The following is a 21837-nucleotide window of genomic DNA, read 5'->3' as shown; positions in this document are numbered from 1 at the left end:
TACGTTTCGTTCCGGATCAGAACGTAATCGGATGTGGTCTCCATCGTCAAGCGGTCTTCGAGAGGGGCTACTCCGCGAGGGCGGCGATCATGGCCTCGGCCATCGGGGCGCTGGAGGCGGGGTTCTGGCCGGTGAACAGGTTGCCGTCGCGGACGGTGTACGCCTGGTAGGCCGGTCCGCCCGAGTGCAGCGCGCCCTTCTCCCGCAGCGTGCCGGCGAGCAGCCACGGAGCGTTGTCGGCGGTGCCGAACAGCTGCTCCTCCTCGTCGGTGAAGGCGGCCATCTTCCTGCCCTCGAACACCCACCTGCCGCTCGTGTCCACAGCGGACAGCAGGGCGGCCGGTCCGTGGCACACCGCGCCGATGACCTTGCCCTGCGCGTCGGCCTCGACGAGCAGGCGGCCGAGGTCGGCGTCCTGGTGGAGGTCGACCACCGGGCCGTGGCCGCCGGGCAGGACGATCGCGGCGTAGTCGCCGAGGTCGACGTCCTCCAGCTTGAACAGCGGACCGAACTCCCGCAGCGCGCGCTCGGCGTGCTCGACGTGGTGCGCGGCGTCCGGGCCCGCGATCTCCGGGTCGGCGCTGTGCCGGTCGAGCGGCTGCAACACCCCGCCGGGCGAGGCGAAGTCGACGGTGAACCCCGCCTCGGCGAACTTCTCGTGCGGTGCGGCGACCTCCTCGGCCCAGTAGCCGGTCGGGTACTTCGACCCGTCCGTGCGCTCCCAGGTGTCGGCCGCGGACATGACGATCAGGATCTTCTTGCTCACGACGGTTCCCCGTTTCTGGTGGAAGGTCAGGCGGACGCGAAGTCGGTGACGCCGGCGGTCCCGGCGGCGGCGTCGAGGTTCTCCCGCAACGCCTGGACCTTGGCGGTGGCGTAGGCGTGCGAGTCGGAACCGAGGATCTGGCGCAACGGGCCCTCGCCGCTCACGACCCGCTCGATCATGACCCGCGCGCCCTTCACCGGGTCGCCGAGCTGGCTGCCCTGGAGCTTGAGGTGGTTCTCGACCATCTCGCGGATCGCCGGGTAGGCGTCCGTGGTGTCCCGCGGCAGCGCGAGCGAGTCGGTCGTCAGGAAGTCCGTGCGGAAGTAGCCCGGCTCGACGATCGTGACCTTGACGCCGAACTCGGCGACCTCACCGGCGAGCGCCTCGGTCAGGCCCTCCAGCGCGTACTTGCCCGCGCAGTACAGGCCCCAGCCGGGGACCGACGTCAGGCCCAGCACGGACGACACGTTGACGACGTGGCCCGCGCGCTGCTCGCGCAGGATCGGCAGCGTGGCGCGCAGGACGTTCCACACCCCGGCGACCTGCACGTCCAGCATGTCGCGGACGTCGTCGGCGCTGGTCTCCTCGACCGCGGCCAGGAAGCCGTAGCCGGCGTTGTTCACGACGACGTCGAGGCCGCCGAAGCGCTCGGTGGTCTGCCGGACGGCCTCGGCGACGGCCGTCTCGTCCCGCAGGTCGACGGTCAGCGGCAGCAGGCGCTCCGTGCCGGTGCTCTCCCCCAGCGCGGACAGCAGGCGGTCCGCGGAGCGGGTGGTGGCCGCGACGTTGTCCCCGCGGTCCAGCAGCTGCCTGACCAGCTCGAGTCCGAGGCCGCGCGAGGTACCCGTGACGAACCAGGTGGCGGGGCGGTCCGCTGGGAAGGTCATCGTCTTCCTTCTCTCCGTTGTGGTCCGGGCTCTTGGTCCCGTTTCCGGTATGACTCAATGCTGGAGGACCGGAAGGGCGTTTCGGGGGTCATCACGGGCCCTGCGCGGCCTCGGACTCGGCAACCTGGGACTCCCCGTCCCACCCGGAGCCCCAAGTCCACAGTGGACGCATCAGCGGCAGTTTCCGCCCGCGCCCGGTACGTCCGGTCACCACGGCACCGCGCCAGTCGTTACTCTGTGTCGGGAACCGTGGACGGAAGGGCAGGTCATGGCGTTCGAGCGGAAGTACAGCGACGAGGTGCGCGACGCCGCTGTCCGCCGTGCCGTGGAGCGCCGCCAGGCCGAGCCCGGCAACCGGTCGATCCTGCGCGAGGTGGCCGAGGAGTTCGGCGTCGGCGAGCAGTCCCTGCGGATCTGGGTGAAGCGGCTCGACGACGGCATGTTCAGCACCGGCGGCGCCGCGCAGCTGCGGCAGGCTCCCCGCGAGCGGCTGCTGACCCGCATCGCGGAGCTGGAGTCGGAGCTGGAGTCGTCGCAGCAGCTCATCGAGACGCTGCGGGAGGAGATCGAGGTGCTGAAGAAGGCGTCCGCGATCTTCGCGGCGGAGCTCGCCAAGCGCTGACCGTCCACATCGCGGTACACCGCGTGAATCGCCCTCCGTCTGGCGCACACTGGGAGCGTCTCGAGGCAGGAGGGCAGATGAGCGGGTACGACTACATCAGCGCCATCACGGGCTGCACGACCGACGTCGGCGGCCGGTTCGCCGTGCGCGGGCCCGCCTTCGAGCTGCTGGCGGACGGCTCGGTCGCCTCGGGTGGTCCCGGACGGGCTCCCGGCCCGCTGGACCTGCTGGTGTCCGCGCTCGTCGTCAACCTCCTCAACGTGCTGCGCACCGGCGGCGAGCCGGGCGTGGACAACCCGGACTCCCGCGCCGTGCACGTGCGGGCGCGGACGTCGCGGTACACGCCCGGCCGGCTCAAGGTCGGCAGGGTGCGGGTGGAGGTCATGGTCGACGGGCTGACCGAGCAGGAGGTCGAGGAGCTGCTGGAGCAGTACCGCGGCGGGTGCCGGGTGCTGCCCGCGGTGTCGACCGTCCTCGACGTGGAGATCCACCCGGTCGTGCCCGCCGCCGTTTGAGCCTCAGACGGCCAGCAGTGCCTGCGTGTAGTCGTCGTGCGGGGTGAGGATCACGTCGGACGTGGTGCCGTGCTCGACGATGCGCCCGGCGCGCATGACCGCCACCCGCTGGGCGACGTCCGAGACCACCGCGAGGTCGTGGGTGATCAGGAAGTACGTCAGGTCCAGCTCGCGTTGCAGCTCGGTGAGCAGCTCCAGCACCCTCGCCTGGACCGTCGCGTCGAGGGCGGACACCGGTTCGTCCAGCACCAGCAGCTCCGGGCGCAACGCCAGGGCGCGGGCGATGGCCACCCGTTGGCGCTGGCCGCCGGACAGTTCGGTGGGCCTGCGGTCGCGGTAGGAACGCGGCAGCCGCACCAGGTCGAGCAGCTCGTCCACGCGGGCCAGACGTTCCGCGCGGCTGCCGATCCGGTACGCGTCCAGGGGCTCGCTGATGATGCCGCGCAGGGAAAGCCTGGGGTTCAACGACTCGAACGGGCTCTGGTAGACCACCTGCATCCGCCGGCGCAGGTCCCGCAGCTCGCCGCGGCGCAGGTCCGGCACCGAGCGGCCGAGCACCCGCACGCTTCCGGCGTCCGGGCGTTCGAGGCCGAGGACGAGCCTGCTGGTGGTGGTCTTCCCCGAGCCGGACTCGCCGACGAGCGCGAACGTCGAGCCGCGCGGCACGGTGAGCGAGACGCCGTCGACGGCCAGCGTGCCGCGCCGCGCCGTCCCGAACCGCTTGGACACGGCCTCCAGCTCCACGACCGGCTGCCCGGTCTCGCGCACCGGCTGGACGGCGCGGCGCAGGTGGGCCTCGGCGATGCTGAGGACGCGGCCCTGGGCCACGCGCGCGGAGCTGGCCAGCAGGGCCCGGGTGTAGGGGTGCTCGGGGTGGGCGAACACCTGCTCGACGGGCCCCGTCTCGACGACGACGCCGCGTTCCATCACGACCACGTGCTGGGCGTTGCGGCTCGCCACCGCGAGGTCGTGGGTGATCAGCACGACCGTGGTGTCGTGGCGGACGCGTGCGGCGTGGATCGCCGTCAGGACCTCCTTGCCCACCAGCACGTCCAGCGCACTGGTCGGTTCGTCGGCGATGACCAGGCGGGGGCGCTGGGAGAACGCGATGGTGACCAGCACGCGTTGCCGCATCCCGCCGGACAGCTCGTGCGGGTAGCGGGCGAGCAACGCGGCCGGGTCGGCGAACCCGACGTCGAGCAGGTCCTGGTGGATCCGCTCCTCGACGGCCTGCGGCGACAGCGGCGACCTCGCGAGGCTGAACGCCTCCTTGAGCTGCGCGCCGACGGTCTTGGTCGGGTTGAGCGACGCGACCGGGTCCTGCGGCACGAACCCGATGTGCCTGCCGCGCAACGCCCGGAACTCCCGGTCGCCGCGCAGGAGCACGTCCTCGCCGCCGAGCTCGATCCGGCCGGACCTGATGTGCCCGTTGTGCGGCAACAACCTCACGACGGCGTGCGCGAGGGTGCTCTTGCCGGAGCCGGACTCGCCGATGACCGCGGTCACCTGTCCGGCCGGGACGTCCAGCGAGACCGACTCCAGTGCGGTGTCCTCGACGTCGTCGTGCGCGCGGCGGTAGGCGACGGTGAGGCCGGTGATCCAGACGAGCGGGGTCATCGGTTGTCCTTCTGCGACAGGTAGGCGATACGGCTGAACAGCACGACCACGGCGGTCAGCGCGAGGCCGGGGACGACGGCGACCCACCACGCGTGCGCCAGGTACTTCTGGCCTCCCGCGATCAGGACGCCCCACTCCGCGGACGGCGGTGCCTCGCCGAACCCGAGGTAGCTCAACGAGCCGATGGCGAGCATCGCGAGCCCGAAGTGCAGTGCCGTGTAGGACAGCACCGGGTGGTGGATGCTCGGCACGACGTGCCGGAAGACCACGCGCAACGGGCCGGCACCGCACGTGCGCGCGGCCTCGACGTACGTCAGGGTGCCCGCCTGGATCACGCAGCCCCGGATGAGCCGGGCGAACCCGGTGGCCTCACCGATGCCGATGGCCACCGCCGCCACGAACGCGCCGCGGCCGTACGTCGTGATGACGGCGAGGGCCAGCAGCACACCGGGGATGGCCATGACGGCCTCGGTGAGGATGCCGAGCGCGCGGTCGAGCAGGCCGCCGGGACGCAGGCCGGACAGCACGCCGATCACCGCTCCCCCGGCCAGTGCGACGACCACCGCGAGCACCGCCGAGAACAGCGAGACGCGCAGACCGTGCACGACCCGGGAGTACAGGTCGCGGCCGATCTCGTCGGTGCCGAACGGGAAGTCGCCGTTCGGCGCGGTGAACGGCAGGCCGTCCAGCTCGTACGGGTCGTGCCACGTCACCAGTCCGGGGAAGACGGCGACCACGACCAGGACCACCACCAGTGCCAGCAGGACGTGCAGCTCGCGCACACGCCCGCGCCTGCGCCGGACCGGGGTGGGCGGTGGCGCGGGTTCGACGACGGCCCTCGTGATCGTGTCGGTCACGCGTCCGCCTCCTTCCGGGTGGCGCTCGCCGGGTGGCGGCGCAGACGGGGGTCGAGCAGCACGTAACCGATGTCGACCAGGACGTTGATCGCGACGTACACGGCGGCGAGCACGACGACGATGCCCAGCACCACGGTCAGGTCGACCGCCTTGACCGAGTCGACCATCAGCCTGCCGAGGCCGACCCGGGAGAACACCATCTCGATCACGACGGCGCCGCCGAGCAGCTGCCCGACCCGCAGGCCGAACACCGCGAGGAACGGGAACGAGGCGTTGCGCAGGCAGTGCCGGTAGAGCGTGTGGAACCGGCCCGCGCCCTTGGCGGGCGCCGTGACCGCCGCGTAGGTGGTGCCCAGCTCGGTGCGCAGGCTGGAGATCAGCACCTGGGCGAACTGAGCCGCGCCGAGCAACGACAGCACGGTGACCGGCAGCACCAGCGACGCGGCGCCCCTGCTGCCGCTCGACGGGAACCAGCCGAGCGTGATGGAGAATAGGTAGACGAACAGGATGCCGACCCAGAACACCGGCAGGCTCACGTACGCGGACGGCACCATCGAGGCGAACGACCGGACCGCCTTCGACCTCGGGTTGACCGCGAGCACGGCGAGCAGGAAACCCAGCGGCACCGAGAAGGCGAGCGACACCGCGCCGAGCGTGACGGTGTTCGGCAGCACCTCCCCGAGCAGCGTGGTGACGGGCTGCTCGGTGATCAGCGACCGGCCGAGGTCGCCGCGCAGCAGGCCGGTGACGCCGTGGAGGTACTGCGACCACAGGCTGTCGGCGAGGCCCACCTCCGACCGCAGCGCGTCGAGGTCCAGCTGGGCGAGGTCGTTGGACCCGATCGCGTCGGTCGTGCCGATCCGCGCCAGCACGGCGTCGCCGGGCAGCACGAACAGCAGGAAGAACGTGGCGGAGTAGGCCGCGAACACCACCGCGACGGCATGAGCGAGCTTGGTCGCGACGTCACGGGCCAGCCGGGCGGGAAGGCTTGCGGAAGAAGGGGAACCGGTCATCGGGAGCTCCGAACTCGTCGGGGACCGCGAGGACCGGTCCCGTCCTGGCCTACTGCTGGTCGACCCACGCGTCGCCGAGCCACGGGACGTGCGTGGCCTCGAACAGCGGGAGGTGGGTGCTGTTGCGGTACGCCAGCGGCTGGATGAAGTCGTAGAGCGGGAGGTAGTACGCCTCGGTCAGCACGATCTCCGACGCCTTGGCCGCGAGCGCCTTGCGGGCCTCGAAGTCGGGCTGCGCCAGGATCTCGTCGAAGATCCTGTCCAGCTCGGGGTCCTTGCCGCCGTAGGTGGACCGCAGCACGTCGGCGTCGGGACGGGTGCCGGAGCCCCACGTGAAGGAGTAGTTGCCGGACAGCACGCGCTGGTTCAGCTCGGCCTGGGTGAGGCTGCCGAACTTCAGCTCGACGCCGATGTCCTTCCACTGCGACTGCACGACGGCGATGTTCGGCTCGTGCGAGATCGTGGACGGGCTGTAGACGAGCGTGAACGAGAGCTTGTCGCCGTTCTTCTCCCGCACGCCGTTCGCGCCCGGCTTCCACCCGGCCTCGTCGAGCAGCTTCTTCGCCTCGGCCACGTCGGTCCTGATCTTGTCGGACTGGTCCGGTGCGTACGGGTTGCTTGCCGTGTAAGCGCTCTTGGGCGCGACGTCGATGGCGGAGGCCCGCTTGAGCACGGCGTCGCGGTCGATCGCGAGCGACAACGCGCGGCGCACCTTCACGTCGTCGAGGCCGGGCACCTTCAGGTTGGCCGCGAACCCGAGCGCGGAGCCGGGCAGCGGGTCGCGCCGGATGGTGATCTCGGAGCTGCTCGCGAACTCGGTCTTGTCAGCGGGTTCGGTGTTGTGCAACAGGTCCAGGCCACCGGCGCGCAGCTCGGCCGCGGCGATGCTGTTGTCCTGGATGTTGCGCACCTCGATCTTGTCGAGATGCGCGGGACCTTGGTTCTTCGCCGGGGCGGGCGGCCACCTGTAGTCCTCGCGCCGGGTGAGGGTGTAGCCCTCCTCGCCGCGGCTCTCCGCCGCGACGAACGCGCCGGAACCGATGATGCCCAAGCCTTCCTGGCGCTTCTCGAACGGCAGCGCGGAGGTCGCCGGGGCGACGATGCCGAGCACGGAGCTGGAAGACGCTTGCAGGAACGAGGAGTTCGGCTTGGAGAAGTCGAAGACGACCGTGTACGGGCTCGGGGTGGTGATCTCCTTGAGCGCGCCGATCCACTGGTTCGCCACGGCGTACTTGGCGCCGTTGTCGCGCAGTGCCTGGTAGCTCGCCTTCACCGCCGCCGCGTCGAGCTTCTCGCCGTTGGAGAACGTCACGTCCTCGCGCAGCGTGAAGGTGTACCGCGTCGCGTTGTCGTTGACCTCCCACTTCGTGGCGAGCCACGGGGCGAACGAGCCGTCCTGGTTGTTGAACACCAAGGAGTCCACGAGTGCGCGCAGCGGGACGGTGAGGCCGTAGCCGGTGGCCGCGGCGGGGTCGATCGACTTGCCGCCACCGGCCGCGCGGTAGTGCAGGACACCTCCCTTCACGGGAGTGGCGTCCGGGCCGGAACCCGCACCGCCGTCGGCGCTCGCGGCACAGCCGGCCAGCGCCAGACCCGCGGACACCAGGAGGATCACCGCGGCGGGCAGGCGTCTGGTGGGTCGGACGCGTCCGGACGCGTCGGTCAGGTGGCGCTCCATGTCGGCGACTCGCTCTCGTCTCTCTAGCCCCTTGCGCGCCGTCCAGTGACAGCACTTGCGCTAGACCGTAAGGCCAATAGGGGTCGTAGTAGATGGCGTCTCGCTATGTGAAACTTCTACCGCGCGGCCCGTATTGAACCTACGGTTGAGCCACGTTCGTCGTAGAACTTCTAGTATGCGCTCACCAAGGGGCCCGAATGTCCAAGATCAAGATCGAGGCGACCAGCGCCATCTTCTACCTCCCCTACTACGTGGCGGAGGAAGAGGGCTACTTCACCGACGAGGGGCTCGACGTCGAGCTCATCCGCTCGCGTCCGGCGGACGAGGCGGGCCTGCGCTTCATCGAGGACCCGCGCAAGGTGTCGTCCTTCAGCAGCTTCAAGCTCTTCGAGGCGGGCGCGTCGCAGCTCTACAACGCGTGCGAGTGGGGCCAGCTGCGCCGCTCGCAGGACAGCCAGGTCAACGGCAAGGTCGTGGCGCGCCGCGCCGCGGTCGCCAGCCAGGCGATCATCGTCCGTCCCGACTCCCCCTACAACGTCCCCGGCGACCTGGCCGGCGTGCGGGTCGGCGTCAACTTCCACCACGGCTCGCACTACCTCGTGCTGCAGCTGCTGGAGGGCTTCCTCCGCCGCGACGACATCAACCTGGTGGGCATCAAGGGCAAGGAGCGCTTCGAGGCCCTGCGCGACGGCGACATCGACGCCGTCGCGGTGATGGAGCCGTGGATCACCGTCGCCGAGAAGCAGGGCTACAAGGTCCTCGCCGAGGGCCACTACTTCGGCGCGGAGATCGCCAACGACGACCTGGACGCCGAGACGTTCAGCAAGATCAACCGTGCCGTCACGCGCGGTGTCGACAAGATCCACGAGGACGTCCGCCCGTACCTCAAGTACTTCATCCAGCAGGCGGCGCCCGTCGCGGAGCTGGACCCGGAGGACTTCAACCTCGGCCGGCTGCGCTACATCCACCCCGGCCCGTACCCGGAGGACCACTTCAACCGGACGCTGGACTGGGTCGCGAGCTGGGGTCTCATCGACTCGGACAACGACTTCGGCAAGCTCGTCGACACGACGAAGATCCTCCAGGAGGCGTGAGGACACCACACCCGGACGGCGGCGCGGCACCGGTCGCGCCGCCGTCCGCGTGAGCTCACCATGACGACCACCTCCGCGCCCGCCACCGTGAACCGCGGGGCCGCACTGCTGTTGTGCGGCACCACAGCGGGTTTCCTCCTGCTGGACATCCACAAGGTGTCCATCGCGATCCCGTCGATCGAGCGCGCCCTGCACCCCGGTCCCACCGGGATCCAGCTGATCCAGGCCGCCTACGTCTTCTGCTTCGCCGTCACGCTGGTGCCCGCGGGCCGCATCGGCGACGCCGGGCGGCGGCTCACCCTCACGTACGCGGGCATGTGGCTGTACCTGGCCGCGAGCGTGTTGTGCGCCATCGCCCCGACCGCGGAGTTCGTCGTCGTCGGACGCGCGCTTCTCGGTGTCGCCGCGGGAATGTTGATGCCGCAGATGATGGGCATCGTGCAACAGCTCTTCCCGCCGGGAGAACGCGGGAAGGCGTTCGGCACCTACGGCATGTGCGTCAGCCTCGCGACCGCGCTCGGCCCGAGCGTCGGCGGACTGCTCGTCACCACACCGGTTCTGGGCTGGCGCGGGGTGTTCGTGATGAACCTGCCGGTGGCGGTGGCGATCCTCGTCGCCGCGCACGTCCTGCTGCCCGCGGTCGGCCGCGACCAGGGCGAGCCGCGCAGACCCGACATCGACGTGCTGGGCCTGGTGTTCGGCGGGCTCGCGCTGATCGGGTTGCTGACGCCGTTCATCTTCACCACCGGACGGCCGGGCGACGCCGGACTGCGCTGGTTCGCCCTCGTCCCGGCGGTGCTGCTCGCCGGTCTGTTCGTCGCGCGCAGCCGGAGCCGGGTCGCGACGGGGCGGTCCGCCGTGATCGACCCGAACCTGTTGCGCATCCCGTCCTTCCGCAACGGCGTGCTCGTCTCGCTCACGTGGTTCGCCGCCGGGCCGGGCATCGCGCTCGCGCTGACCCTGTACCTCCAGGAGGCCCGCGGGCTCACCCCGTTCCTCGCGGGGCTGGTGCTGCTGCCGTCCTCCGCCACGTCCGTGCTCGGCGCGTGGCTGGGCGGCCGGTACGTGGTGCGGCTGGGCAGGGTGCTGACCGGGACCGGGATGCTGCTCGTGCTCACGAGCACGGCGGGCACGGTCGCGGTGCTGCACGCGGACCTGGGCACAGCGGCCATCCTGCTCGCCATTCCACTGCTGCAACTGGTCCAGGGCCTCGGCGGCGGGCTCGTGGTGTCCCCCAACCACTCCATGACGCTCATGGACGTGCCGAGCGACCAGGGCAGCGCGGCCAGCTCCATCGGCCAGCTCGGGCAACGCATCAGCAACAGCGTCGGTGTGGCGACGGCGTCGATGGCCTACTACTCCACGGTGTACGGGGCCGGTTTCACCCTGACCGACGCACCCGCGGCGCTGCACCTCGACGCGCTCGACCTGGCCACCACGGGAGCCTGCGTGTTCCTGTGCGCCGCCATCGCCGTGGTGGTGGTCGACCTGCGCCGCCGCCTCCGGTCAGCGCGATGATCGGAGCCTGTGCAGCTCCGCGAGGACCCGCAGGCGTTCGGCGTGCACGGAACCCGGTTCGGCGGTGTAGACCATCAGCACCGGACCGGGACTGCCGGGAAGCGGGTAGATCGCCCAGTCGAGGGTGATCTCCCCGACCTCGGGGCGGCGGAACACCTTGGTGCCGCGCACGGGCGCGTGCACGTCGTACTTCTCCCAGAGCCGCCGGAACTCCGCGCTGCGGATGCTCAGCTCACCGACGATCGCGGTGCCGCGCGGGTGTGACGGGTCGGCGGCGATGGTGGCCCGCAACATCCCGATGTACTGCGTGGCGAACCCCTCCCAGTGCACGCACCGGGAACGCGCGCCGGGGTCCGTGAACAGCAAGACCAACAGGTTCCGCTGTGCCGGTGGGACGTTCTCCGCGCTGCCCAGCAGGGCTTCCGCGTGGTCGTTCCACGCCAGCACGTCGAGGTGGCGGCTCAGCACGAACGCCGGGGTGGACATCGTCCGCAGCAGGTGCCGGGTGCTCGCGGGCACCTGCTCGTCGGCGGGCGGCCGGGGCGCTCCGCGGCGGACCGCGTCGGCGAGCGCGAACAGGTGGCGGCGCTCCTGGTCGTCGAGGTTCAGCGCCGACGCGAGCGCGCCGAGCAGGTCGTCCGAGGGCCGCACCTCCCTGCCCTGCTCCATGCGCTGGTAGTAGTCGGTGCTCAGCCCGGCCAGCAGGGCCAGCTCCTCACGGCGCAGACCGGGCACCTTGCGCCGGCCGCCGGGTTCCAGTCCCACGTCCTGGGGGCGCAGCCGGCTGCGCCGGGCGCGCAGGAAGATGCCGAGTTCCCGTGCGTGCAGGTGTTTGGCGGCCATGCGCCCAGTCTCGCAGCGCCGCTTCCGCGCAGGGTAGGACTGGAGTTCCCAGGGAAAGCGGTACGACCGAGCCGCGCGAGAACCTTCCTACGTTCGGGGTGACCGATCCACCCAGGACGAAGGAGCGCGATGCTCACCCGCTTGCGGAAGTCCGCCCGGCCCGCGGCCGCGGTGGCGTTCGCCGTCGCGGCACTCGTGACGACGGTTCCGGCCGCCACCGCCACCCCCTCACCGCCCTCGGTCGTGCTTCCCGACGACGACCCGTTCTACGACGTTCCGTCGCATGTGGACGCCAAACGCGACGGCACCGTGCTGCGCTGGCGGCGTCTACCCGCGCACGAGCTGGCGATCCCCGCACCCGCACAGGTGTGGCAGCTGCTCTACAAGACCCGCGACAACGCCGGGAAGGCCACCGCCACCGTCGGCACGCTGCTGGTGCCCACGGCACGCTGGACCGGTCCCGGTGAACGGCCGCTGCTGTCGTACCAGACGCCCGAGGACGGCCTCGCGACCTTCTGCGCCCCGTCGTACCTGCTGCGCGCGGGCTCGAAGACCGACGACCCTGCCTCCGAGGGTCAGGCCCGGTTCGACCGGGGGCAGGTCGCGGACGCGGTCGGACGCGGCTGGGCGGTGATGGTGCCGGACTACGAGGGTCCCCGCTCGCAGTTCCTCGGCGCGGACGCCGCCGCTCACGGCGTGCTCGACGGCATCCGCGCGGCACGGTCGTTCGCCCCGGCCCGTGTGCACCGCGACGCCCCCGTGGGGATGTGGGGCTACTCGGGCGGCGGTCTCGCCACGGCCTCCGCGGCGCAGAAGCAGTCCCTCTTCGCCCCCGAGCTGGACATCAGCGCCGTGGTCCTGGGCGGTGTGGCCGCCGACCTGAACGCGGCCCTCGCGAGCGTCAGCGGACAGGCGTTCTCCGGCTGGATCCCGTTCGCGGTCGCGGCGGTGCGCAACGCCGTCCCCCGAGCCGGCGCCGACCGGTACGTCAACGAGCACGGGCGCGCCCTCGCCGACAGGTACGCGCACGGCTGCGCCGGTGCCCCCATCCTCGGCGGACCGCACTTCGCGGCGGTCGGGGAGTTCGAGGCGTGGCCGGGCTCGCTCACCTCGGGCCCGTTCCGCGACCTGCTGCACCGGCTCAGCCCGGTCGGCTTCGGCGGCACACCGGCCGCGCCCGTGCTGATGTACCACGGCACGGAGGACGAGCTGCTGCCCGTGTCGGCGGCACGGGAACTGGCGGCGCAGTACCGCGCACGCGGTGCCGACGTCGTGCTGACCGAGCACGCGGGACAGGGCCACAGTTCCGCCCAGACCGTCGGGGTCGCGGACGCGGTCGCCTTCCTCACACACCGGTTCGCGCACTGAGCCGCACAGGTACGTCCACGGGTATGTTTCCGGCATGCAGGTCGAGATCTGGGCCGACGTCGTCTGCCCGTGGTGCTACATCGGGAAAGCGCGCTTCGACAAGGCGCTGGCGGGCTTCGAGCACCGCGACGAGGTCGAGGTGGTGCACCGCTCGTTCGAGCTCGACCCGGGACGTGCCGCGGACGACGTCGTGCCGGTGACGGAGATGCTGACCGCGAAGTTCGGGCCGCAGGCGGCCGGGATGGACGCCGGGGTCGCCGAGCTCGCCGAGGCGGAAGGTCTCGGGTACCGGCGGGACCGCGTCGTCGGCAACACCTTCGACGTGCACCGCCTGCTGCACCTGGCCGGTGAGCACGGCCTGCGCGACGAGCTGACCACGGCCGCCTTCCACGCCAACTTCGCCGAGGCCCGGTCGTTGTTCACGACGGGCGACCTCGTCGACCTGGCCGTGAAGGGCGGGCTGGACGGCGAGGAGGCACGGGCCGCGCTCGCCGACCCGCACAGGTTCGCGGAGGACGTTCGCGCGGACCAGCGGCTGGCCCGCGAGATCGGGATCAGCGGCGTCCCGTTCTTCCTGCTCGGACGTACCCACGCCGTCTCCGGCGCGCAGTCGGTGGAACTGCTGACCAGCGCGCTGCGGCAGGCGTGGGACGCTCAGCCGAAGTCCACGTAAGAACCGTTCAGCTGGACGGGCGCGACGCAGACGTACACGGCGCGCCCGTCGTAGCGGGGCAGTCCGGCCATCTCGGCGCACGCCCGGCGGCGGCTCGACACGACCCGTGCCCGGCCGTAGACCGTCACCGAGTGGCACGAACGCCCACCGGCCGAGAGGTCGTCGGCCTGGAACGCGACGAACTCCGCGCCCGCCGGCACCACCTTCGCCGCCGTGTCCCCGTCCAGGGACGCCATGATCACCTTGTTGCGCATCACGAACGGCACGAGCGGCGCCACCGGCAGGCCGCCGGAGGTGTGCAGCAACCGGCCGATGCCGACGCGGCCCAGCACGTCCCAGCACTCGCCGTTGGTCAGTTCACGCGCGGACGTCACGCACGGTCCTCCGGCTGAGACGCCCGTAGGCCGATCCGGTTCGCGGAGTTCAGGCTTCCGGGGTACGGCGAGGTCCACGCCGGTTCGGCATCCTCAGAACCGTGGAACGACTGGCGAGGCACCGGCTGGCGCGCACGACGAGGGTCGACGAGGCCGAGGACGCGGTCAGCCGCGTCTTCCTCCCCCACCGGATCACACCGGACTCGGGAAAACCGCTCGACATGCGGCTGAACGCCGTGCGGCTGGGCTCGGTCACGGCCGGATACCTCGCCTACGGACAGACCGTCGACATGCTGACGCACGACCTGACCGCCTACCACTTCGACCTCCTGGTGACGGGACGGTCGCGGTCGATGTTCGGCCGCCGGGTCGTGGACGCCGAGGCCGGGGAGATGGTGCCGTACCTGCCGGGTGAGCCCGCCTCGATCGTCTGGGACGCCGGGTGCGCGCAGGTGTGCCTCATGGTGGACCGGCAGCCCCTGGAACGGCGGCTCTCGGCGCTGCTCGGGCGCCAGGTGGACCGGATCAGGTTCGAGACGGTGCCGCAGCGCGGCCTGCTGAGCGTTCTCGCGCCGTTCCTGCAGGAGTTCGAGGGGCCGGGACTGCTGCGCCGCCACCCGCTCGCGGCGAGCACGCTGGAGCAGCTGCTGCTGGACGGCCTGCTGCTCAGCCTCCGCCACGACCTGCGCGACGAGGTGCAGCGGCAGCACCACATCCCGCCGGGACCGGTGCGCAGGGCCGTCGAGCTGCTGGAGGAACGGCCGGACGAACCGTGGACGACCACGAGTCTCGCCGCGGCGGTCTCGGTGTCGGTCAGGGCGCTGCAGGCCGGGTTCCGGCGGCACGCGGGTGTCGCTCCGGCGACGTACCTGCGCAACGTCCGGCTGGACCGGGTGCACGACGTGCTCTCGGCGGGTGCTCCCGGCCAGACCGTGACCGACGCCGCGCTGTCGTGGGGGTTCGTCCACCTGGGACGGTTCGCGGGCGCGTACCGGGAGCGGTTCGGCGAGCCGCCCTCGCGGACCCTCTGGCGCAGCAGGGGTCATCGGCCGGTCCCGTGCGCCGGCAGCTGACCGCGGTACCCACACCCGTCAAGATCCACGACCTCAGTGAACCCGCGGGGACGCGCCCGGCACTATCCGCCTGACGACTCGCACTATCCACTCCGGTGTGGAGGGCCGGGCGGGGTGACGGCGGCGATGACGCCACCCCGTCCGGCCTGTCTGTCGTCCGGTCAGGCCGTCACGCCGACCGGCCGGGACTGGTACTGCCCCGCCGGCTCACCCACGATCTTGCCGTCCTGCAGGACGCGCGTGCCGCGCAGGAACGTGTCGGTGACCTTGACGGTCAGCTCCTGTCCCTCGAACGGCGTGTACTCCTGGCTCGACTCGGAGTCCTCCGCGCGCACCACCCAGGTGTGGTCCGGGTCCACCAGCGCGATGTCGGCGTCGAAGCCGACCTCCAGGTTGCCCTTGTTGCGCAGGCCGTAGCGGCGGGCGGGGGCGTTCGTCACCAGCTCGGCGAGCCTGCCCAGCGGCACGCCCCGGCGGCGGCCCTCGCTCACCAGGCCGGCGAGCAGGTACTCGGTGCCGCCGAAGCCGGACTTGGCGGCGAACACGTCGTCGCGCTTGTCGCCCTCGCCGAACTTGCGCTCGTCCTTGCAGCACGCGTGGTCGCTCACGACCCAGTCGACGGTGCCGTCCGCGACGCTCTCCCACAGCGCGTCCACGTCGGCGCGCTCGCGCAGCGGCGGGTTGACCTTGCCGCCGATGCCGCTCGCGGTCGTGTAGTCCGCGAGCAGGTGGCCGATCGTGACCTCGCGGCGGAAGTCGATGTGCGGGAACGCCTCCGACATCCTCATCGCGGCGTCGAGCGCCTTGCGGGAGGTCAGGTGCAGCAGGTTGATGTTGGCCAGGCCGGTCTCGTGCGCCAGGTAGGACGCGATCGTGATCGCGAGGCCCTCCGAGTGCGGCGGACGCGAGGCGGAGTACGCCTCCAGGCCGGTGAGCTTGCCCTCCTTCTCGACGCGCTCGGTGTAGGCCGTCATGATCTCGGCCGTCTCGCAGTGCAGCGACAGCGAGATCTCCGAGGCGAGCTCCGGGAACTTCTTGCGGGCCGCCTCGATGCCGCGCATGACGAACTCGAAGTGCGCGTAGTCGTACCGCTCGCCCTCGGGGATCATCAGGAAGTCGCTCTGGTCGCTCGACTTCCCGTGCAGGCCGTGCGAGCCGTAGAACATGAACACCTTGAACGACGGCACGCCGAACTTGCTGATCAGGTCCGGGATCTCGTCGATGTGCTCGCTCATCATCGGCGCGAGGTGGAAGCCGTAGTCGACCCACGCGCGGCCGGAGACGGTCTCCAGGACCTCCGGGAAGAACGAGTCGTAGCGCCCACCCCGGTTGAGGTAGTACTGGCCGGTGCGCATGTAGTTGAGCGCCGTCGTGACGCCGCCCTGGGCGCAGGCGCGGCTCTCGGACTCCGCGTCGACGCCGAGCTCGTGGTAGATGCCCCAGTGCTGGTGGGCGTCCACGACACCGGGGAACGCGAGCTTGCCGCCACCGTCGACCACCTCGGTGGCCTCGGCGGTCGCGAGCTCCGGCCCGATCGCCGCGACCTTGCCGTCCTTCACGGCGATCGCGGTGCGGACCGGGTCGTCGGTGCCGGGCAGCACCAGGTCGATGTTGTGCAGAACCAGGTCGTAGCCGGTCATCTCGTCTCCTCGGTGCTCTCGTTCGTGCGGGGCGCGGTCAGTCGCAGCAGGTCGTCGACCTCGGTCGTGGTGCCGAGGCCCGCGACCGCCTCGACCACGTCCCGTGCGGCGGCCTCGCCCAGGACCGGCCCCGCGAGGTCGGTGAACTTGCGGGCGATCTCGTCGTCGGTCAGCGGGTTGTCGACGCCGCCGCGGTTGACCAGCGCCTTGGCGGTCCACTGGCGACCGTCCGCGGACGTCGCCCTGACCACGGCGGGGAACTGGTGGGGGAAGATCGCCGTGCACTCGTCGTCGGCGACGACGGTGGTGCGGCGCATCAGCTCCTGGCGGGCGGGGTCGGTGAGGTGCTCCGGCGCGTAGTCGCCGAGCGCCGCGCCCAGGCCGCCGCCCCCGAACAGCCCGACCACCGCGGCGTACGGGCCGCTGAACTGGGCCTCGTACGGGGTGCTGGGCGTCCGCTTCTTCTCGATCGGGTCACCCACGGTCCGCACGACCGGCGCGGGCACGCCGATCTCCAGCGACGCCACGTCCTGCGGCGCGAGGCCCTGCCGGCGCAGCTCGGCCGCCGCGTCGACGATGGTGTGCGTGAAGTGGTTGGCCGGGTAGGGCTTGAAGAAGATGCGCGGCACCTCCCAGTCGGTGCCCAGCCCGTCCGTGATGGCCTCCGGCCGGTACTCGCCGTGCAGGAACGCCTGGAAGAAGCCGAACCTGCCCTCGAACACCGTCGGCGGGCCGGTGAAGCCGTGGCGCACCAGCCGGGCGGCGGACACACCGGCCTGCGCGGCCCAGCCGCAGTGCAGGCGCTTGACGGTGCCGCCGGTGCGGTTGGCCTCGATGATGCCGGACGACAGCGACGCCACGATGCCGATCGCGTGCGCCACCTCCTGCTCGTCCGCGCCACCCAGCAACGCCGCCGCGACGGCGCTGCCGACCGCGCCGCAGATCGACGTGGCGTGCTGGCCGTGCTCGAAGAACACGGAGTTGCCGCTCTCGGGGTCGTAGCCCGCCATGCCGACGCGGACGCAGACCTCCAGCCCGGCGGCGATCGCCGCGAGCAGCAGGTCTCCGCTCGCGCCGTTGTCCTGCGCGGCGGCGAGCGCGGCCGGGACGATGCTCGCGCTGGGGTGCAGCACGGACGGCAGGTGCGTGTCGTCGTAGTCGAGCGAGTGCGCCAGCACGCCGTTCGCGAAAGCGGCCTGCGCGGCCGGAACCGGTGTGGTGTCACCGATGACGTGCGCCCGTCCCGCACTGCCCTGCTCGGCCACGAAGGCGAGCGCGGCGGTGCTGGTGTCGAGGGCGCGGCCACCGAGGCACAGTCCCAGCACGTCGAGGACGCGGTGCCGCACGCTGGCGCGCACGTCCTCGGGCAGCTCCCCCGCCGCGGTCTTGACCGCGAACCGGGCGACGGTCTGGCTCAGCGTCAGTTCGGTCACGGGGTCACCTCCGGCACCACCGCGAGCGGGCGGACGGGCGAACCCGTGGCGCCGACGAGCTTCAGCGGCGACAGGACGAACAGGAACTGGTGCGCCCCGGCGGAGGCCAGCTCCTCCAGGTCCATCGTCTCGATGATGTGGATGCCGGTCTCCACCAGCAGCACGCGGTGCGCGGGCAGCAGGCTGTGGCCCGCGCCGGGGGCGAGGCGTTCGAACGCGATGGTGTCCGCGCCCGCCGCGTGCACGCCGTGCCCGGCCAGCCAGTAGGCACCGGCCTCGCCGACACCGGGAACACCGCTGTCGTGGCCCGTGTAGACCTCGTTGCCCTTGTCGAAGTTCTTTCCCCAGCCGCTGCGGATCAGCACCACGTCGCCCTGGCGCACCTCGACGCCCTGCGACTCCGCGGTGCGGGACAGGTCGTCCGGCGTGATCTCGTAGCCGGGCTCGCACTCCTCCAGCCCGAGAGCGCGCGGCACGTCCAGCAGGACGCCGCGGTGGAACATCGGCTTGATGGTCTCCGCGCCGAGCGAGCTCATCGTGCCGCCGCGCTGCGCGTCGGCAGCCGAGACGCCGCCGAGCATCAGTCCGTTGTGCGACACGTGGGAGAACGCGTCGATGTGCGTGCCGACGTGCGTCCCCAGGGAGATGTGGTCGGCCGCGGCGGAACCGCCGTCGGCTCTCACCATGTCGCCGTGTCTGCGCGGAAGCGTGTGCCAGTAGGGAGGGTGGTTCGGCGACTGCGGCATGCCGCGGTACAACGGCCGGCCGAGGTCGAAGACCCTGACCCCCGAACCCAGCGCCGAGTCGAGCCACGTCGCCGTGCTCACCCTGGTCGCCTCGTTGACAGTCATGCGATCACACCCCGCTCGCGCATCCGTTCGATCTCCGCCGCCTCGTACCCGAGCTCCTTGAGCACGGGGTCGGTGTCCGCACCGAGGTCGCCGCCCGTTCGCCTGATCCGTCCAGGAGTCCTGGACATTCCCCACATCACGTTGTGCATCAGCACGTCGCCGAGCTTCTCGTCGGCGACCTTGCGCAACATCTGCGTCGCCTGGACGTGCTCGTCGGCGACGATGTCCGCGGCGTCGTAGATCGGCGCGATGGCCGCGCCCGCCGCGGTGAACTCCTCGATCACCTCGGCACGGGTGCGCTGCCCGATCCACGAGCCCACGTAGTCGTCGAGCAGGTCCGCGTGCTTCGCGCGCTCACCACCGGTCGCGAACCACGGTTCGTCGATCACCTCGGGGTGGCCGACGAGCCGCATCACTCGTTCGGCGATGCTCTGCGCGCTGGTCGAGATCGCCACCCAGGAGCCGTCACTGGTGCGGTAGGTGTTGCGCGGCGCGTTGTTCACCGAGCGGTTGCCGTGCCGCTGGCCGACGACGCCGAGCTGGTCGTACACCGTGGGTCCCGGTCCGACGGCCGTCATGAGCGGCGTCAGCAGGTTCATGTCGACGACCTGGCCGACGCCGGGGGTCTTCGTGTCCCGCTCCCACAGCGCCATCATGGTCGCGCCGACGGCGGCGATGCCGCACATCGAGTCGGCGAGGCCGAACGCGGGCAGCGTGGGCGGCCCGGACGGCTCACCGGTGAGGTGGGCGAAGCCGCTCATCGCCTCGGCGAGCGTGCCGAAGCCGGCGCGCGAGGCGTACGGCCCGGTCTGCCCGAACCCGGTGACGCGCACCACGATCAGGCCGGGGTTGCGCTTCCACAGGTCTTCGGGCCCGAGGCCCCAGCGTTCCATCGTGCCCGGCCGGAAGTTCTCCACCAGCACGTCGGCGGTCTCGGCCAGCCGCAGCAGCAGCTCCGCGCCCTCGGCCTGCGAGAGGTCGGCGGCGACGAGCCGCTTGTTGCGGGAGATCTCCTTCCACCACAACGGCTCCCCGTCCTTGGACGGGCCGTGGCCGCGCATCCCGTCGCCGCGGCGCGGGTGCTCGATCTTGACCACCTCGGCGCCGTAGTCCCCCAGCACCTGACAACACAGCGGACCGGCCAGGATCGTGGAGGCGTCCACGACCCTCACCCCGGTCAGCGGGCCATCGCTGAGAGCGGATGACGTCTCGCTCATGGCATGGCTCCCCTCGGTTCGATGACCTCGCGCAGGACCCGGCAGAACGTGTCCGGGTCCTGTTCGGCGAGGAAGTCGGTGGCACCGGGCACTTCGAGCGCCCTGCGGTGCCTGATCAGCTCGACTGCTCGCGGATGCATGTGCCTGATCCGGTCCTCGCTGCCCGCGAGCAGCAGCGCGACCTCTCCCGCGGCCTGCACCGAGTCGCGCAGGTCGTGCCGCCAGATCGCGCGGTACGAGGAGGCGAAGTCCGGTCCCGCGTGCAGGTAGTCGCGCACCAGCTCGGTGACGAGCTCCGGCGGTGCCCACGGGTACTCGCCCCGCACGCGGTCCCAGATCCAGCTCAGGTGGGACCCGTCCGGCACCGCCTTCCACGGCGGGGCGAACGACGCCAGCCGGTCGGCGCGTTCGGCCTCCGTGTAGACGGGAACCCCGTGCAGGATCACGCCTTCCGCGACACCGGGCCGCCGTGCCGCCGCGTGCAGCGCGAACGCCGCACCCGTCGCGCGGCCGAACAGCCACGGCTTGCGGGCCCCGATGGCGTCGGCGACGGCCCACGCCACGTCGGCGTAGTCGTCGATCGTCCAGCCCTGCGGCGGGGCGTCGGACTCGCCGTAGCCCGGCGTGTCCACCGCGATGGGCACGCAGAACTCGGAGAGGCCGTCGAGGACCTCGCGGTACCGGCGGGCCGACAACGGGCTCTGGTGCAGCATCACCAGTGCGGGCAGCCCCGTCGCGAGCTGGGTGGCCAGTGGTGCCCTGCGCGAGGTGAGGACGTGGACCGATCCCCAGGACGTGCGGACGTACCCACCACTCACAACGGCCCGCCCAGCTCCGCCGGCTCCCTGGCCTCCGTCAGCAGGCACGCCACGTCGTGGCGCTCGTCCACCGGCAGCAGGCTCACCGGCCAGGACGAGCACTCGGGGACCTCGATCGGGCACCGTCCACTGAGGACGCACTTGGTGGGCGCCTTCGACGGGTTCGGGATCTCGCCGCGCAGCGGCACGTGCTCCCGCTTCTGCCCGACGACCGTGCTGAGCGTCGCCGACAGCAGCGCCTTGGTGTACGGGTGCCGCGGGTTGGTCAGCACCTCCTGCGTCGGGCCCTGCTCCACGACCTTGCCGAGGTACATCACGGCGACGCGGTCGCTGATCAGCCCGACGGTCGCCAGGTCGTGGGAGATGAAGACGTACGAGATGTCCCGCTCCCGCTGGAGGTCCCGCAGCAGATCGAGCACGCGGGCCCGCACCGACACGTCCAGCGACGACGTCGGCTCGTCGAGCACCACCAGCTCGGGCTCGGTGATGATCGCCCGCGCGATGCCGATGCGCTGCTGCTGGCCACCGGAGAGGTTGCGGGGCAACCGGTCCGCGTGCTCGGCGGTGAGGCCGACGCGCTCCAGGATCTCCACCACCTTCTCCATCCGCTGGGCGCGGGAGAGCTCGGGGCGGTGGATGAGCAGCGGCTCGGCGATGATGTTGCCGACCTTGATGCGCGGGTTCAGCGACTCGTACGGCTCCTGGAACACGACCTGCAGCCGCGACCGCATGGCCCGCATGTCCTTCTTGGACAACGCTCCCAGGTTCGTGCCGTCGAAGACGACCTCGCCGGAGGTGGGGGTGATGAGGCCGAGCGCGATGCGGCCGAGCGTCGACTTGCCCGACCCGCTCTCGCCGATGACCGCGACGGTCTCGCCCTTCTCCACCGACAACGACACCCCGTTGACGGCGTAGACCTCCTTGCCACCACGCCGGAACACCTGGTTCACGTCGTGCAGTTCCATGATGCTCATGGGCGG

General features: G+C 71.4%; 21 protein-coding genes. 7 read left to right on the top strand and 14 right to left on the bottom strand.

What is annotated here, in order from left to right; genetic code table 11:
• Positions 1-67: 67 nt before the first annotated feature.
• Together BLT23_RS01175 and BLT23_RS01170 are read right to left on the bottom strand one after the other, a co-directional pair.
• Positions 68-766, bottom strand: coding sequence for a type 1 glutamine amidotransferase domain-containing protein (locus tag BLT23_RS01175; RefSeq protein ID WP_245743415.1), 699 nt, complete (start codon positions 764-766; stop codon positions 68-70).
• Between the two features lie 26 nt (positions 767-792).
• Complete coding sequence (locus BLT23_RS01170; protein ID WP_090044593.1) at positions 793-1653, bottom strand: SDR family oxidoreductase; 861 nt, start codon at positions 1651-1653, stop codon at positions 793-795.
• Positions 1654-1921: 268 nt separating this feature from the next.
• Here BLT23_RS01170 and BLT23_RS40445 point away from each other — a divergent pair, with 268 nt between their 5' ends.
• Together BLT23_RS40445 and BLT23_RS01160 are read left to right on the top strand one after the other, a co-directional pair.
• On the top strand, positions 1922-2275 hold the full coding sequence (locus tag BLT23_RS40445; RefSeq protein ID WP_176946539.1) for a transposase: 354 nt from the start codon (positions 1922-1924) through the stop codon (positions 2273-2275).
• A 77-nt stretch (positions 2276-2352) separates the two neighbouring features.
• Positions 2353-2790 carry a hypothetical protein gene (locus BLT23_RS01160; protein ID WP_090044590.1) on the top strand — a complete coding sequence of 146 codons (438 nt, stop codon included), beginning with the start codon at positions 2353-2355 and terminating at the stop codon, positions 2788-2790.
• Positions 2791-2793: 3 nt separating this feature from the next.
• Here the strand turns inward: BLT23_RS01160 and BLT23_RS01155 are convergent, their stop codons facing one another.
• The 4 genes from BLT23_RS01155 to BLT23_RS01140 are packed head-to-tail and all read right to left on the bottom strand — an operon-like array spanning position 2794 to position 7955.
• Positions 2794-4407, bottom strand: coding sequence for an ABC transporter ATP-binding protein (locus tag BLT23_RS01155; protein WP_090044589.1), 1614 nt, complete (start codon positions 4405-4407; stop codon positions 2794-2796).
• Positions 4404-5264, bottom strand: a complete 861-nt coding sequence (locus BLT23_RS01150; RefSeq protein WP_218133595.1) for an ABC transporter permease — start codon at positions 5262-5264, stop codon at positions 4404-4406. Before BLT23_RS01150 ends, BLT23_RS01155 begins: the two co-directional genes overlap by 4 nt.
• A complete protein-coding gene (locus BLT23_RS01145) occupies positions 5261-6277 on the bottom strand; it encodes an ABC transporter permease (protein ID WP_090044587.1) in 1017 nt (338 codons plus the stop codon). The genes BLT23_RS01150 and BLT23_RS01145 overlap by 4 nt, the downstream gene beginning before the upstream one ends.
• A gap of 49 nt (positions 6278-6326) precedes the next feature.
• Positions 6327-7955 (bottom strand): ABC transporter substrate-binding protein, encoded by a 1629-nt coding sequence (locus tag BLT23_RS01140; RefSeq protein WP_090044585.1) that lies wholly within the window; start codon positions 7953-7955, stop codon positions 6327-6329.
• A gap of 197 nt (positions 7956-8152) precedes the next feature.
• Here BLT23_RS01140 and BLT23_RS01135 point away from each other — a divergent pair, with 197 nt between their 5' ends.
• Entirely contained in the window at positions 8153-9049 is an 897-nt protein-coding gene (locus BLT23_RS01135) for an ABC transporter substrate-binding protein (RefSeq protein WP_090044583.1), read from the top strand.
• A 60-nt stretch (positions 9050-9109) separates the two neighbouring features.
• Positions 9110-10567, top strand: coding sequence for an MFS transporter (locus BLT23_RS01130; RefSeq protein ID WP_090044581.1), 1458 nt, complete (start codon positions 9110-9112; stop codon positions 10565-10567).
• Here BLT23_RS01130 and BLT23_RS01125 read toward each other — a convergent pair.
• Positions 10556-11410: a helix-turn-helix transcriptional regulator gene (locus BLT23_RS01125; protein ID WP_090044580.1), complete on the bottom strand. Its 855-nt coding sequence runs from the start codon at positions 11408-11410 to the stop codon at positions 10556-10558. The two genes, BLT23_RS01130 and BLT23_RS01125, sit on opposite strands and share 12 nt — an antisense overlap.
• A 129-nt stretch (positions 11411-11539) precedes the next feature.
• Between BLT23_RS01125 and BLT23_RS01120 the strand changes: the two genes are divergently transcribed.
• Together BLT23_RS01120 and BLT23_RS01115 are read left to right on the top strand one after the other, a co-directional pair.
• Positions 11540-12778, top strand: coding sequence for a lipase family protein (locus tag BLT23_RS01120; protein WP_090044578.1), 1239 nt, complete (start codon positions 11540-11542; stop codon positions 12776-12778).
• A gap of 34 nt (positions 12779-12812) precedes the next feature.
• Positions 12813-13451 carry a DsbA family oxidoreductase gene (locus BLT23_RS01115; RefSeq protein ID WP_090044576.1) on the top strand — a complete coding sequence of 213 codons (639 nt, stop codon included), beginning with the start codon at positions 12813-12815 and terminating at the stop codon, positions 13449-13451.
• On the opposite strand, the gene BLT23_RS01110 is transcribed toward BLT23_RS01115, so the two are convergent.
• Positions 13433-13825: a pyridoxamine 5'-phosphate oxidase family protein gene (locus BLT23_RS01110; RefSeq protein WP_090044574.1), complete on the bottom strand. Its 393-nt coding sequence runs from the start codon at positions 13823-13825 to the stop codon at positions 13433-13435. The two genes, BLT23_RS01115 and BLT23_RS01110, sit on opposite strands and share 19 nt — an antisense overlap.
• Before the next feature lie 101 nt (positions 13826-13926).
• Between BLT23_RS01110 and BLT23_RS01105 the strand changes: the two genes are divergently transcribed.
• Entirely contained in the window at positions 13927-14898 is a 972-nt protein-coding gene (locus tag BLT23_RS01105) for an AraC family transcriptional regulator (protein ID WP_090044572.1), read from the top strand.
• A 161-nt stretch (positions 14899-15059) separates the two neighbouring features.
• Here the strand turns inward: BLT23_RS01105 and BLT23_RS01100 are convergent, their stop codons facing one another.
• From BLT23_RS01100 to BLT23_RS01075, 6 genes are read right to left on the bottom strand one after another with little or no spacing between them, the layout of a single operon-like run.
• Entirely contained in the window at positions 15060-16538 is a 1479-nt protein-coding gene (locus tag BLT23_RS01100) for a dihydroorotase (protein WP_090044570.1), read from the bottom strand.
• The gene (locus BLT23_RS01095; protein WP_090044568.1) at positions 16535-17971 is read right to left on the bottom strand and encodes an MmgE/PrpD family protein; all 1437 of its coding nucleotides are present in this window, start codon (positions 17969-17971) and stop codon (positions 16535-16537) included. Before BLT23_RS01095 ends, BLT23_RS01100 begins: the two co-directional genes overlap by 4 nt.
• Positions 17968-18822 (bottom strand): cyclase family protein, encoded by an 855-nt coding sequence (locus tag BLT23_RS01090; protein ID WP_090044567.1) that lies wholly within the window; start codon positions 18820-18822, stop codon positions 17968-17970. The genes BLT23_RS01095 and BLT23_RS01090 overlap by 4 nt, the downstream gene beginning before the upstream one ends.
• Positions 18819-20039, bottom strand: coding sequence for a CaiB/BaiF CoA transferase family protein (locus BLT23_RS01085; protein WP_090044565.1), 1221 nt, complete (start codon positions 20037-20039; stop codon positions 18819-18821). The genes BLT23_RS01090 and BLT23_RS01085 overlap by 4 nt, the downstream gene beginning before the upstream one ends.
• On the bottom strand, positions 20036-20857 hold the full coding sequence (locus BLT23_RS01080) for an alpha/beta fold hydrolase (RefSeq protein WP_090044564.1): 822 nt from the start codon (positions 20855-20857) through the stop codon (positions 20036-20038). The genes BLT23_RS01085 and BLT23_RS01080 overlap by 4 nt, the downstream gene beginning before the upstream one ends.
• Positions 20854-21831: an ABC transporter ATP-binding protein gene (locus tag BLT23_RS01075; RefSeq protein ID WP_090044562.1), complete on the bottom strand. Its 978-nt coding sequence runs from the start codon at positions 21829-21831 to the stop codon at positions 20854-20856. The genes BLT23_RS01080 and BLT23_RS01075 overlap by 4 nt, the downstream gene beginning before the upstream one ends.
• Positions 21832-21837 lie beyond the last annotated feature (6 nt).

Origin of the sequence: Lentzea fradiae (assembly GCF_900100955.1) — a bacterium.
Taxonomy (GTDB): Bacteria; Actinomycetota; Actinomycetes; order Mycobacteriales; family Pseudonocardiaceae; genus Lentzea; species Lentzea fradiae.
Note: the sequence above shows the minus strand (reverse complement) of the source record. Positions and strands in the feature narration are given on the sequence as shown.